Genomic DNA, 12674 nt, shown 5'->3' on the forward strand with positions numbered 1-12674 from the left:
TCGCAGTACGATAAGATTAGGACAGGGTGGTAAACAGGGTGGCGGCGGCCTCTTTGAGAGCGGCCACCAGTCGGTCCGCCTCCTCCTGGGTGGAGGCGGGGGAGAAGGACAGGCGCAGCGCCCCGTCCAGCCAGGGCTTGGGCAGCCCCAGGGAGGCAAAGACGTGGCTGGGCTTGCCTTTGTGGCAGGCGGAGCCGGAGGAGATGCAGATGCCCGCATCCCCCAGCACCCGCACCACCACCTCGCTCTTATACCCGGGGAGGGTGACGGCGCAGATGTGGGGGGCGTCCCCCTGGGTGATGACCTCCAGCTGGGGCAGCGCCTCGTGCAGCTTCTGGAGGGTGTAGGCCTTGATGGCGGCGGTGCGCTGGAGGCGGTCAGTCTGGGCCATGGTGGCCTGACAGGCGGCGGCAAACCCGGCGATCTGGGCGGTGGGCTCGGTGCCCGAGCGCATGCCGTTTTCCTGCCCGCCTCCGGTGAGGTAGGGAGTGAGACGGACGCCTTTTTTCACCAGCAGGGCGCCAATGCCCTTGGGGGCCCCAATCTTGTGGCCGCTCACCGACACAAAGTCCGCCCCCAGGGAGGCCATGGTGTAGGGCACCTTCAAAAAGCCCTGGACGGCGTCGCAGTGGAACAGAATGGTCTTGTCATAGGCCTTCACCAGCTTCACACACTGGGCCACCGGGAGCACGGAACCCACCTCGTTGTTCACCAGCATCATGGACACCAGGGCGGTGTCGGGGCGCAGGGCGGCGGCCAGGTCCTGGGGGTTGATGCGGCCCTCCCGGTCCGGCTTGAGGTAGGTCACCTCATAGCCCTGGCGCTCCAGGTCCCGGCAGGTCTCCAGCACGGCGGCGTGCTCAATGGCGGTGGTGATGATGTGTTTGCCCTTCCGGCGGTTGAGCTCCACCCCTCGGCGGATGGCCCAGTTGTTGCCCTCGGTGCCGCAGGAGGTGAAGTACACCTCCTGGGGGGAGCAGCCCAGAGCCTTGGCCACCGTCTCCCGGTGGGTCTTCACCCCCTGGGCGGCCTCTCGGCCCAGAGGATAGCGGGAGGAGGGGTTGCCAAAGTGTTGCAGGGCCTCCATCACGGCCTCCATGGCCTGGGGGGAGACGGGAGTGGTGGCGGCATAATCGAAGTAAGTGACGGACATAGATACAGACCTTCTTACATTAATATAATATTTGCAAACGAGCAGATAACATTCTACTGATGGGGAAGGGAAATGTCAACACCCCGGACGGGGAGAATGTTGGGCGGAGCAGACAGGGTGCGACAGGAAAATTCTTGACACCTCTGGGGAGGCAATGCTATAATAATCACGTTGTTTTGATGTATGAACTGTTGCGCCCACCCTTTTCGTACATGAAAGGGATGGGCTTCTCTTTTGCCTCAAAACCGCAATTTTTGATTCAGGAGGAATCCCACATGACCGGTATTGTCAAATGGTTCAACGCTGAGAAGGGCTATGGCTTCATCACCCCCGACGACGGCAGCGAGGACGTGTTCGTGCACTTCTCCGCCATCGTGGCTGAGGGCTACAAGAAGCTGCTGGAGGGCCAGAAGGTCACTTTCGAGACCGAGCCCGATCCCCGCGGCGCTAAGGGCGTGCGTGCTACCAACGTGGTGGCCGTGGCCGAGTAATAAAACCCAAAAAATTGCCGTCTGCATTCGGTGCAGACGGCAATTTTTTTATTGCTTCTTCTTAGGCAGTTTTACTTTGTTGCCCTTCTCGTCCACCAAATAGGTGTTCTCCAGGTTTCCCACCAGGCTGGCCTTCACGCTGTCGATGTACTCTTTCCGCAGGGCCGCCCGTTCCTCCAGCTCTTCAGGAGACAGGGCCTCTCCGGCCTTGACCCGGCGGGCAAATTCGTTGATACGGGCAATCTTTTCTTCCGTCATAGAGGGTGTTCCTCCTTCGATATTATACATAGCGGTGCAAGGTGAGGATGACCCGCCCCTTTCGGGACTGGCCCCCCACCTGAGTTAACACACATTTACCCAGCCCCCGGCAGGTGAGCACGTCCCCCTCCTCCACCAGGCGGTCGGTTTTCAGGCACTCCAGGTGGTTCACCGACACCCGTCCGGTGGTGATGAGCTGGGACGCCTTGGACCGGGACAGGGAGAACCCGGAGGCCATCACGGCGTCCAGCCGCAGGGTGGCCACGGTGTCGTGGATCTCCTTCACAGTCTGGGGGGCGGGGGAGAGCTGCTCCAGAGGGATCTCCTGGAGCTTCAGGGGGTATCGCCCCGCCTGGCTGAACTGGGAGAGCACAATGGGAAGGGCCTCCCGCAGGCACACAATCTGGGCCTGGTGGTCTCCCATGAGGATGTCCCCCAGCTTCTCCCGGGTGATGCCGATGCCCATGAGGCCACCCAGAATGTCCCGGTGGGTGAGATCGGCCTGGCGGGGGAAGGCGGCGGACACCGCCGCCAGCTCCTCCTCGGCCACGTAGTCCTCCGTCTCCTGCCAGTGGGGGAGAAAGACGCACACGGTGCGCTCGGCGTCCTCGTAGCCCCCACAGAACCGATGCTTGGGGTGGCCGCAGGCGTCCAGCAGCAGCTCCACGCTGGCCCGCAGGGCGGGGGAGAGAAACTGGGTGGCGCAGGGGATGGACCGGGTGTCGGCACGCTGCATCTGGTCCAGGACCCGGGCCAGCTGGGTGCGCTGCTCCCCGTCCTTGGCGAATTTGTTTAATAGTTCGGTCTTATTCATACGGATACACTCTTCTGGGCGTTGTACAGCTGGGCGTACTCCCCGCCGCTCTGGAGCAGCTCCTGGTGGGTGCCCTCCTCCACAATCCGGTTGTCATCCACCACAATGATGCGGTGGGCGTTTCGGATGGTGGACAGCCGATGGGCGATGATGAGGGTGGTGCGGCCCTTTGCCAACTCGTCAAAGGCGCTTTGGATGCGGGCCTCGGTCACCGAGTCCAGAGCGGAGGTGGCCTCATCCAGAATGAGGATGGGGGGATTTTTCAGGAAAATCCGGGCAATGGACACCCGCTGTTTCTGGCCGCCGGAGAGCATGACGCCCCGCTCACCTACGTAGGTCTGGAAGCCGTCGGGCATGGCCATGATATCGTCGTAGATCTCCGCCCGCTTTGCCGCCTCCATAATTTCCTCCTGGGTGGCGTCGGGCTTGCCGTAGCGGATGTTGTCGTAGATGGTGCCGGCAAAGAGGAACACGTCCTGCTGGACGATGCCGATGTTCTGGCGCAGGGACTGCTGGGTGAGGTGGCGCACGTCCATGCCGTCCACCAGAATGCGGCCCCCGGTGACGTCATAGAAGCGGGGGATGAGCTGGCACAGGGTGGACTTGCCGCCCCCGGAGGGGCCCACCACCGCCACCGTCTCCCCCTGGGGAATGTGGATGGACACGTGGTCCAGCACGGTCTCCCCGTCCTCGTAGGAGAAGGACACGTCGTCCACCAGAATGTCGCCCTTGGCGGTGTCCATGTCCACGGCGTCGGGGGCGTCCTGCACCGCAGGCTCCACCCGCATCAGCTCCACAAACCGCTTGAAGCCTGCCATGCCGTTGAGGAACTGCTCCACAAAGGCGGCCAGCTTGCGCACGGGGGTGAGGAAGGTGGAGATATACAGAGCGAAGGTAATGAGGTCAATGTAGTTCATCTCACCCTGGAGGATGAACCAGCCGCCAGCGGTGATGGTGAGCACGTTCATGGCGGGCAGGGCGAACTCCAGCCCCGCCATATAGGTGGCCATGGCCTTGTAGTAGTCCCGCTTGGCTCCCTTGAACTGGTTGTTGGACTGCTGGAACTTCCGATTCTCCTGCTCCTCGTTGGCGAAGGCCTTGGCGGTGCGCATGCCGGAGATGGAGGACTCCAGCTGGCCGTTGATGCCCGCCATGTTCTGCTTGACCTGCACCGAGGCCTTCATCATCCGCCGACGCTGGAAGATGGTGAAGATCACAAACAGGGGCACCACGGCAAAGACGATAAGGGCCAGCTTCCACTGGATGGTGAGCATCAGGCAGAAGGCGCCGCCCAGAGTGATCACCGAGATGAACAGGTCTTCGGGGCCGTGGTGGGCCAGCTCGGTGATCTCGAACAGGTCGGTGGTGGCCCGGCTCATCAGTTGGCCGGTGCGGTTTTTGTCATAGAAGGAGAAGGACAGGTTTTGCATGTGTCCAAACAGGTCCCGGCGGATGTCCGCCTCAATGAGCACCCCCATCATATGGCCCAGATAGGTGACGATGTAGTACATCCCCGCCCGCAGCAGATAGGCCGCCAGCAGACAGCCCATGACCCCGAAGAAGGCCCCAAACAGGTTCTGGGGCAGCAGTTCCTGCATGGACAGCCGGGACAGGTAGGGGAAAGCCAGGTCGATCAGGGCGATGCCCAACGCACAGGCCATATCCAGCAAAAACAGGTGCAGGTGTGGCTTGTAGTAGGACAAAAAGATAGACACATGGCTTCTCTGAAATTTCATACGATCCACGATCATTCCTCCCATTAAAATCATATTAAATTAGTATACCTGAGGGGTTTGGGGTTGTCAATGCGGCGGACTGGGAGTATAATCATGACTTGCAAGGTAAAATTTGTGCAACCGTGATCAAATGGGCTCTGACGGACGGCGGGCCTGTGGAGAGGAGTGGTGTGTTTGGAACCCATTCAACTGACCTGGAAGCAGCGGGGGGAACTGTGGCTGCGTTTGGGCGTGCGGGCTGTGCTGTTGGTGCTGGCCCTACTGGCCCTGCGTTTTGGTGTGCTGCCGCTGCTGTCGTGGCTGAGCCCCTTTGTACTGGCCCTGGTTCTTTCCTGGATGCTCAATCCCCTGGTGCGCTGGCTGCAAAAGAAGCTGTCCATCTCCCGGGGCATCATCACCATGACGCTGCTCATTGTGGTGTTCGGCCTGGTGGGCGGCGTGCTATGGGCGCTGACCTGGATGGCCGTGGACCAGGTGCAGGCCCTGTTCCAGAACTGGGGCGGCATTGTGGACAGCGTGCTCACCAACCTGGACGAGGTGGTGGACTGGCTGGGCGGCTTCGGGGACCTGCTCCCCGGGGGAGCCTACAACGCCGGAGAGCGGCTGGCCCAGCTGGTGGAGACCTGGGTGCGGGACATTGACGTGTCCGGCTGGCTGAAGGTGGTGGCGGACCGGGCCCCCTCCCTGGTGGGCCAGGTGTCCTCCTTTGTGGTGGCCACCATCGTGTTTTTGATGGCCACTTACTTCATCACCGCCGACTATCCCCGGCTGCGGTTTTTCATCACCGACCGAGTGCCTGCCCCCGCCCGCAGCTTCTGCGGTGAGGTGCGGCGCATCTTCATGGAGGCCTTCGGCGGCTATCTGAAGAGCCAGCTGATTATCTCCTTTGTGGTGTTTCTCATCCTCTCCCTGGGCTTTTTCTTCATCGGGCAGTCCTACGGCCTGTTGCTGGCCCTGGGCTTTGCGGTGCTGGACTTCATCCCCATCATCGGCTCCGGCACCATCATGGTGCCCTGGGCGGTGGTGGATATCATCACCGGAAACTACACCCACGCCGCCCAGCTCATGATTATCTGGGGTATCATCGCCCTGTTCCGTCGCCTGGGCGAGCCCAAGATTCTGGGCGATCAGACGGGGCTGTCCCCCATCCTCTCCCTGGTGGGCATCTATGTGGGTATGCTCCTGGGGGGCGTGCTGGGCATGATCGTGGGCCCGCTGCTGCTGTTGGTGTTTATCAACCTGACTAAGCTGGGCATCTTCTCCCCCGTCATGGCAGACCTGTCCGCCGCTGCCTCCGACGTGGCCGCCATCCTGAAAAGCGGACACCGGAAATAAGAGAACAAATACTGCAACCAGACTCCCGAGTTCGGAGGAGGGTTGCAGTATTTTTTGCCCTTTTTCGATATTCTATTCGGGGCTCTGGTGGGTGCTCCGGTACTGGCTGGGGGTCTGGCCCTTCTTGCGGCGGAACAGGCGGGAGAAGTACAGGGAGTCCTCATACCCCACCGAGCGGGCAATGTTGGTGATGGTCAAATCCGAGTGGGTCAGCAGGGTGCAGGCCTGGCGGATGCGCACGTCCAGCAAATAGGCCTGGGGGGACATGCGCATCGAAAAAAACACTTCTCAGCCCGCCAGTGTGGAATCGGGTCGCCCTTTGACCCGATTATGCATGCAGCGGGCTGCATCCCCTCGAAAAAATGCTTGCATTTTTGAGAAGTAGCATTGCTGCAACAGGCCCTTGCCAATTTTTTGCGTTTGTTTATAATCAATTTGAATTCATGTCATAATCTGGACATAATTATTTAGTACCCTTTGTTCAGATCAAAAAACAAGGAGCGATCCATATGTTTGAAGAAAATAATAACAATCAGAACGGCTTCGACAACGGGTTCCAGCCTTTGGATTCCAACGGCTTTAACGGTGAGAATCAGAACCCCAAGTTCGTTCAGGGCAGCGGCCCCAATGACGACGGAGCTTACAGATATAGCTGGACGCCCAACGGCGAGAACAACGATACCGGTTCCAACTTCCATGTCAACCCCGCCCCCAAGCCCCCCAAGAAGAACGGGGCCACCCGAGTGGCAGCTCTGGTCCTGTGCTGTGCCCTGGTGGGCGGCGGCGCTGGCCTGGGCGGCGCTGCCCTCTATGACAGACTGGGCGGCGGCAGCTCCGATGGCACCACCATCTACCAGAACACCACCCAGGGCACCCAGGTGAATGTGCAGCAGGCGGACGGGGTCAAGGAGATGACCCTGGAGGAGATCTACGCCTCCTACGCCGACTCCTGCGTCAACGTCACCTGCCAAGTGACGGTGCAGCAGGGCTGGCAGCAGTACACCGGCACCTCCAGCGGCTCCGGCTTCATCCTCTCCGAGGACGGCTACATTGTCACCAACTACCACGTCATTGACGGGGCCAACGCCATCAAGGTGACCCTGAACAACGGCGAGGAGTACGACGCCACCCTCATCGGCGGCGAGGAGACCAACGACGTGGCCGTGCTGAAGATGGACGGCATCAGCGGCCTGAAGCCTGTGGTGCTGGGCGACTCCGACTCCCTGGTGGTGGGCCAGCAGGTATCCACCATCGGCAACGCTCTGGGCACCCTGTCCTTCTCTCAGACCTCCGGTCATGTCTCCGGTGTGGGCCGCTCCGTGACCATGAGCGACGGCACCATCATCAACATGATTCAGACCGACTGTGTCATCAACTCCGGTAACTCCGGTGGCCCCCTGTTTGACCAGTATGGCCGTGTGGTGGGCATCACCTCCGCCAAGTACTCCAACAACGGCGACACCAGCTCCGCCTCCATTGAGGGCATCGGCTTTGCCATCCCCATCAACGATGTCATTGATATGATCCAGGACTTCATCCAGTACGGCTATGTCACCGGTCGTCCCTCCATGGGCATCACCGCTGTGGAAGTCACCGAGGACTACGCCAAGGCCTTCGGTTGGCCCTCCGGTGTGTACGTCAACGCCGTCAATGAGGGCTCCTGCTCCGAGACCGCAGGCCTGAAGCAGGGCGATATCATCACCAAGCTGGGCGACACCGCTGTGACCACCGTGGCCGAGCTCAACGCCGCCAAGAACCAGTTCAAGGCCGGCGAGAGCACCACCCTGGAGGTGTACCGGTCCGGTGAGACCCTGACCCTCAACATCACCTTCGACGAGGAGAAGAACAACACCCAGAACAGCCAGACCCAGCAGGACCCCGCCCCCCAGCAGACTACCAGCATGCAGGACGGCTACTTTGATCCCTGGGACTACTACTTCGGCCACTAATCCGACACATCAAAACAGCAGCGAGAGGTTCCTCTCGCTGCTGTTTTTTTATCTCTGTAACATGGCCAGCTCTGCTTCCGCTTCCCGCCGATTGTCGGCGGAGAAGCAGAATTCTCCGTTGAAAAACACTTCTACATGACCTCTGACATACTCCAGCTCATACATGGCGGGACACTTCCTTTCAAGCCTGGGTTCAGGCGTTCTTCTTTGATGGTTGAAGTGTACCACAGAGAAAGTCCAATAAATAGGACTTTATTGCGCAGGAGGGGAGGGAGGCAGAACGAAAAATGAATAATGAAGAATGTATAATGAATAATTATGGTGTGCCTGCGGCACGGATTTTCATATGCAGGGTGTAGGGGAGGGGCTTGCCCCTCCCGAATGTCTCAGGGCAAAGCCAGGGAAGCAGCGGGCCGGGCAAGCCCGGCCCCTACGACGTTCTACCAGGGGGGCGGTGGTGTCACCCGGCGGTGGCTAAGACACCGCTCTGCCAGAGTAGGCCCGGACGTAGGCACCGCCTAGCCGTAGGGCCAGCTGCCCAGAGTGGCCTGGGTTGGTGGCAGTGACAGGAGAATAGCAGGAGTGACGGGCCGAAAAGCAACTGGACGCAGTTCCAGCCTGGTACCCCAGGGAGGTCCTTAGGGGGGAACGCCCTAAGCGGGTTTTGGTTCCTTTTGGCCGTGCAAAAGGAACCCCAAGCGGGGAGCGTCCCCACCAGGCTGGCTACCCTGAAACTAGGCTATGTAGAAGGTGAGTCCCTCTGCCTACGCCACAAAAGCACAAGCCCCTGGCTCTCGTGAGAGAGTCAGGGGCTTGTTTGTCATTGAAGTATGACCGATTAGCGCAGGTTGAAGAAAGCGTCGCGGCCCAGGTACTGAGCGGCATCGCCCAGCTCCTCCTCGATGCGGAGCAGCTGATTGTACTTGGCAACACGGTCGGTGCGGCTGGGAGCGCCGGTCTTGATCTGGCCAGCGTTGAGAGCCACGGAGATGTCAGCGATGGTGGTGTCCTCGGTCTCGCCGGAACGGTGAGAGACGACGGCGGTGTAGCCAGCGCGGTTAGCCATCTGGATGGCGTCCAGGGTCTCGGTCAGGGTGCCGATCTGGTTGACCTTGATCAGGATGGCGTTGGCAACCTTCTTCTCAATGCCGGTGGACAGACGGGACACGTTGGTCACGAACAGGTCGTCGCCAACCAGCTGGACGCGGTCGCCGATGGCCTTGGTGAGCATGCCCCAGCCTTCCCAGTCGTTCTCGCCCATGCCGTCCTCCAGGGAGATGATGGGGTAGTTGTCGGCGAACTTCTTCCACATGTTGACCATCTGCTGCTTGGTCATGGTCTTCTTGGCCTTGGGCAGGTCGTAGCAGCCGGTCTCCTCGTTGTACCACTCGGACACGGCGGCGTCGATGGCGATCATGAAGTCCTCGCCGGGCTTGTAGCCGGCCTTCTCGATGGCCTGGACGATCACCTTCAGAGCGTCCTCGTCCTTCTTCAGGTTGGGAGCGTAGCCGCCCTCGTCACCCACGCCAGCGGCGGGAGTGCCATTCTCCTTCAGAACGGTCTTCAGGGTGTGGAACACCTCGGCGCAGCGGCGCAGAGCCTCACGGAAGGAGGGAGCGGACACGGGCATGATCATGAACTCCTGGATGTCCACGTTGTTGGTGGCGTGAGCGCCGCCGTTGAGGATGTTCATCATGGGCATGGGCAGGATCTTGGCGTTCACGCCGCCAATGTAGTTGTACAGGCTGGTGCCCAGGGACTGAGCAGCGGCCTTGGCGCAGGCCAGAGAAGCGCCCAGAATGGCGTTGGCGCCCAGACGGGTCTTGTTGGGGGTGCCGTCCAGGTCGATCATGGCCTTATCAATGGCGGGCTGATCCAGAACGTTCATGCCGATCAGAGCCTCAGCAATCTCGGTGTTGACGTTGGCAACAGCCTTCTCCACACCCTTGCCCATGTAGCGGCTCTTGTCGCCGTCACGCAGCTCGCAGGCCTCGTAGATACCAGTGGAAGCGCCGGAGGGCACAGCAGCACGGCCCACGGTGTTGTCCTCCAGGACCACCTCAACCTCAACGGTGGGGTTGCCGCGGGAGTCCAGAATTTCGCGAGCGACGACGTCAACGATTTCGATCATGTTTTTCATGGGAATCAATCTCCTTTCAAATCGTAGAGAATGTTATCTTCAGGTGGGCAGTCCCTAGAGGGCCTGCCCGCCGGATAACCACATCAGGGTGGTGCTTAGTGGACGATCAGGGTCTCACCGGTCATCTCTTCGGGTTTGCTGAGGCCCATGAGGTCCAGCATGGTGGGAGCCAGGTCGGCCAGGCGGCCGTCACGCAGCTTCACGTCCGCACCCACCAGGCAGCAGGGCACCAGGTTGGTGGTGTGGGCGGTGAAGGGGGTGCCGTCCTCGGACAGCATGTGCTCGGCGTTGCCGTGGTCGGCGGTGATGATAGACACGCCGCCCATGGCAGCAGTGGCAGCCACAACCTTGGCCACGCCAGTGTCCACGGCCTCGGCGGCCTTCACAGCGGCGTCAAACACACCGGTGTGGCCCACCATGTCGCAGTTGGCGTAGTTGAGGATGATGACATCATACTTGCCGCTCTCGATGCGCTTGACGCACTCCTCGGTGACCTCGGCAGCGCTCATCTCGGGCTGCAGGTCGTAGGTAGCAACCTTGGGGGAGGGGATCAGGCAGCGATCCTCGCCGGGGAAGGTCTGCTCCACGCCGCCGTTGAAGAAGAAGGTGACGTGAGCGTACTTCTCGGTCTCAGCAATGCGCAGCTGGGTGCGGCCCATGCGGGAGATATACTCGCCGAAGATGTTGGACAGCTTCTCACGGGGGTAGGCCACCACCACGTTGGGCATGGTGGCGTCATACTCGGTGGTGCACACGTACTGCACGTGGAAGAAGCCCTTCTTGCGCTCAAAGCCGGTGAACTCGGGGTCCACGAAGCTGCGAGTGATCTCGCGAGCGCGGTCAGGACGGTAGTTGTAGAAGATGATGGAGTCGCCCTCGCCGATCTCGGCGCCCTTGGTGCACACCACGGGCTCCATGAACTCGTCGGTGACACCCTTGTCATAGGACTCCTGCACAGCCTGAGCGGCATCGGCGCAGAAGGGAGCCTCACCGTAGACCATGGCCTGATAGGCGCGCTCCACGCGCTCCCAGCGGTTGTCACGGTCCATGGCGTAGAAGCGGCCCATGACGGTGGCGATCTGGCCCACGCCCAGCTCCTTCATCTTGGCCTGGAGCTGCTCGACGTAGCTCTTGCCGGAGGAGGGGGGCACGTCACGGCCGTCCAGGAAGCAGTGAACATAGACCTTGGTCAGGCCACGCTCCTTGGCCATCTTCAGCAGAGCGAAGAGGTGGGTGATGTGGGAGTGCACGCCGCCGTCGCTGAGCAGGCCGTACAGGTGCAGGGCAGTGCCCTTCTCCTTGCAGGCGTCCATGGCACCCACGTAGGCAGCGTTCTGGAAGAAGGTGCCCTTCTCAATGTCCAGAGAGATGCGGGGCAGGTCCTGGAACACCACGCGGCCAGCGCCGATGTTGGTGTGGCCCACCTCGCTGTTACCCATCTGGCCGTCGGGCAGGCCCACGTCCAGGCCGGAGGCGGACAGGCAGCAACGGGGATTCTCAGCGAAAATCTTGTCCAGATTGGGGGTCTTGGCGGCGGCAATGGCGTTGTCTCCGGGCTTGTTCTGGCAGGAGGAGATGCCGAAGCCGTCCATGATGATGAGAGTAGTAGGAGTTTTCATGACTAAGCCTCACTATTTCAAATTGTTTGGCAATGCGCCTATCCGCACGCTTCTTGTTGTCACGTTCGGATTGGACGCATGGCCGGGCCCCTAAGTCCGACGACTCCGGGCAAACCCAGAACGGAAGGTACACCGTTCTTGGGCTTTGCCCATCCGCTCTGGGCTTAGCGGCCCTATGCGTCTATCCTTACGCTTCCTGTTGTCACGCTCGGATTGGACGCATGGCCGGGCCTCTAAGCCCGCCGACTCCGGGCAAACCCGGTGCGGTCAGTGCGCCGCCCCTGGGCTTTGCCCATCCGCTCTGGGCTTAGCGACCCTATGCGTCTATCCTTACGCTTCCTGGTTAGCAGCGTTGATGATAGCCATGAAGTCGTCGGGCTTCAGGGCAGCGCCGCCGATGAGGCCGCCGTCGATGTCGGGCTGAGCCAGCAGCTCAGCGGCATTCTTGGCGTTCATGGAGCCACCGTACTGGATGGTGACGGCACGGGCCACGCGGGCGCCGTACAGCTTGCGGATTACGCCACGGATGTGGGAGCACACAGCGCCAGCCTGCTCGGCAGTGGCGGTCTTGCCGGTGCCGATGGCCCAGATGGGCTCGTAGGCGATGACCACGCGGCGCACCTGGCTCTCAGTCAGGCCAGCCAGAGCGATCTTCACCTGATAGGTGATCAGCTCCTCGGTGACGTCCAGCTCGCGCTGCTCCAGGCTCTCGCCCACGCACACGATGGGACGCAGACCGGCCTCCAGGGCGGCGTGGACCTTCTTGTTGACGGTCAGGTCGGTCTCGTTGTAGTACTGACGGCGCTCGGAGTGGCCGATGATGACGTACTTAGCGCCCACTTCCTTGAGCATCTCCACGGTGACCTCACCGGTGAAAGCACCGGAGGCCTCGTAGTGGCAGTTCTCGCCGCCGATGGCCAGACGGGTGTCCTTGAACAGCTTCACGGCGCCGGGGATGTTCACAGCGGGAACACACAGCACCACTTCGCACCACTTGTGCTTGCCCAGCTGGGGCTTGATGGCCTCGGCGTAGGCGCGGGTCTCGGACAGGGTCTTGTTCATCTTCCAGTTGCCGGCGATGATGGTCTTACGATATTTCAGGTTCATAAGATTGAGTCGTCCTTTCTGTATAAATGTGGAGGGGTGAGGGGCTCACCCCTCCACAAATGGGATGCGATA

11 protein-coding genes are annotated in these 12674 nt (G+C 60.9%); 3 read left to right on the forward strand and 8 right to left on the reverse strand.

All coding sequences use genetic code 11. The features are described from left to right. Nucleotides 1-16 precede the first annotated feature (16 nt). Complete coding sequence (locus B5F12_RS07405) at nucleotides 17-1153, reverse strand: cysteine desulfurase family protein (RefSeq protein ID WP_087232602.1); 1137 nt, start codon at nucleotides 1151-1153, stop codon at nucleotides 17-19. Between the two features lie 275 nt (nucleotides 1154-1428). On the opposite strand from B5F12_RS07405, the gene B5F12_RS07410 reads away from it, so the two are divergent. Beyond that, a complete protein-coding gene (locus B5F12_RS07410) occupies nucleotides 1429-1644 on the forward strand; it encodes a cold-shock protein (RefSeq protein ID WP_087232605.1) in 216 nt (71 codons plus the stop codon). 48 nt (nucleotides 1645-1692) lie between these two features. Here B5F12_RS07410 and B5F12_RS07415 read toward each other — a convergent pair whose 3' ends face one another. From B5F12_RS07415 to B5F12_RS07425, 3 genes are read right to left on the reverse strand one after another with little or no spacing between them, the layout of a single operon-like run. Beyond that, complete coding sequence (locus tag B5F12_RS07415) at nucleotides 1693-1902, reverse strand: DUF896 domain-containing protein (RefSeq protein WP_087232608.1); 210 nt, start codon at nucleotides 1900-1902, stop codon at nucleotides 1693-1695. Between the two features lie 22 nt (nucleotides 1903-1924). Then, nucleotides 1925-2716 carry a YlmH/Sll1252 family protein gene (locus tag B5F12_RS07420; protein ID WP_087232611.1) on the reverse strand — a complete coding sequence of 264 codons (792 nt, stop codon included), beginning with the start codon at nucleotides 2714-2716 and terminating at the stop codon, nucleotides 1925-1927. Continuing rightward, nucleotides 2713-4452 carry an ABC transporter ATP-binding protein gene (locus tag B5F12_RS07425; RefSeq protein ID WP_087232688.1) on the reverse strand — a complete coding sequence of 580 codons (1740 nt, stop codon included), beginning with the start codon at nucleotides 4450-4452 and terminating at the stop codon, nucleotides 2713-2715. Before B5F12_RS07425 ends, B5F12_RS07420 begins: the two co-directional genes overlap by 4 nt. 174 nt (nucleotides 4453-4626) lie before the next feature. On the opposite strand from B5F12_RS07425, the gene ytvI reads away from it, so the two are divergent. Continuing rightward, the gene (gene ytvI, locus B5F12_RS07430; protein WP_158096777.1) at nucleotides 4627-5787 is read left to right on the forward strand and encodes a sporulation integral membrane protein YtvI; all 1161 of its coding nucleotides are present in this window, start codon (nucleotides 4627-4629) and stop codon (nucleotides 5785-5787) included. A gap of 72 nt (nucleotides 5788-5859) precedes the next feature. On the opposite strand, the gene B5F12_RS07435 is transcribed toward ytvI, so the two are convergent. Beyond that, a complete protein-coding gene (locus tag B5F12_RS07435; protein WP_242954918.1) occupies nucleotides 5860-6072 on the reverse strand; it encodes a helix-turn-helix transcriptional regulator in 213 nt (70 codons plus the stop codon). A gap of 224 nt (nucleotides 6073-6296) precedes the next feature. Here B5F12_RS07435 and B5F12_RS07440 point away from each other — a divergent pair, with 224 nt between their 5' ends. Beyond that, nucleotides 6297-7736 carry a trypsin-like peptidase domain-containing protein gene (locus B5F12_RS07440; protein ID WP_087232621.1) on the forward strand — a complete coding sequence of 480 codons (1440 nt, stop codon included), beginning with the start codon at nucleotides 6297-6299 and terminating at the stop codon, nucleotides 7734-7736. Nucleotides 7737-8574: 838 nt separating this feature from the next. On the opposite strand, the gene eno is transcribed toward B5F12_RS07440, so the two are convergent. The 3 genes from eno to tpiA form a co-directional block, all read right to left on the reverse strand. Then, complete coding sequence (eno, locus tag B5F12_RS07445) at nucleotides 8575-9876, reverse strand: phosphopyruvate hydratase (protein WP_087232624.1); 1302 nt, start codon at nucleotides 9874-9876, stop codon at nucleotides 8575-8577. Nucleotides 9877-9971: 95 nt separating this feature from the next. Beyond that, a complete protein-coding gene (gene gpmI, locus B5F12_RS07450) occupies nucleotides 9972-11495 on the reverse strand; it encodes a 2,3-bisphosphoglycerate-independent phosphoglycerate mutase (protein WP_087232627.1) in 1524 nt (507 codons plus the stop codon). Between the two features lie 330 nt (nucleotides 11496-11825). Next, entirely contained in the window at nucleotides 11826-12602 is a 777-nt protein-coding gene (tpiA, locus tag B5F12_RS07455; protein ID WP_087232630.1) for a triose-phosphate isomerase, read from the reverse strand. Nucleotides 12603-12674: the final 72 nt, after the last annotated feature.

This window comes from Pseudoflavonifractor sp. An176 (assembly GCF_002160435.1).
GTDB classification, from domain to species: Bacteria; Bacillota; Clostridia; order Oscillospirales; family Oscillospiraceae; genus Enterenecus; species Enterenecus faecium.

Coding starts and splice junctions, on each gene's coding strand:
- B5F12_RS07415 (WP_087232608.1), bottom strand. CDS start 1,902: ATGACGGAAGAAAAGATTGCCCGTATCAACGAATTTGCCCGCCGGGTC.
- B5F12_RS07410 (WP_087232605.1), top strand. CDS start 1,429: ATGACCGGTATTGTCAAATGGTTCAACGCTGAGAAGGGCTATGGCTTC.
- eno (WP_087232624.1), bottom strand. CDS start 9,876: ATGAAAAACATGATCGAAATCGTTGACGTCGTCGCTCGCGAAATTCTG.
- B5F12_RS07425 (WP_087232688.1), bottom strand. CDS start 4,452: ATGAAATTTCAGAGAAGCCATGTGTCTATCTTTTTGTCCTACTACAAG.
- B5F12_RS07440 (WP_087232621.1), top strand. CDS start 6,297: ATGTTTGAAGAAAATAATAACAATCAGAACGGCTTCGACAACGGGTTC.
- tpiA (WP_087232630.1), bottom strand. CDS start 12,602: ATGAACCTGAAATATCGTAAGACCATCATCGCCGGCAACTGGAAGATG.
- B5F12_RS07420 (WP_087232611.1), bottom strand. CDS start 2,716: ATGAATAAGACCGAACTATTAAACAAATTCGCCAAGGACGGGGAGCAG.
- B5F12_RS07405 (WP_087232602.1), bottom strand. CDS start 1,153: ATGTCCGTCACTTACTTCGATTATGCCGCCACCACTCCCGTCTCCCCC.
- gpmI (WP_087232627.1), bottom strand. CDS start 11,495: ATGAAAACTCCTACTACTCTCATCATCATGGACGGCTTCGGCATCTCC.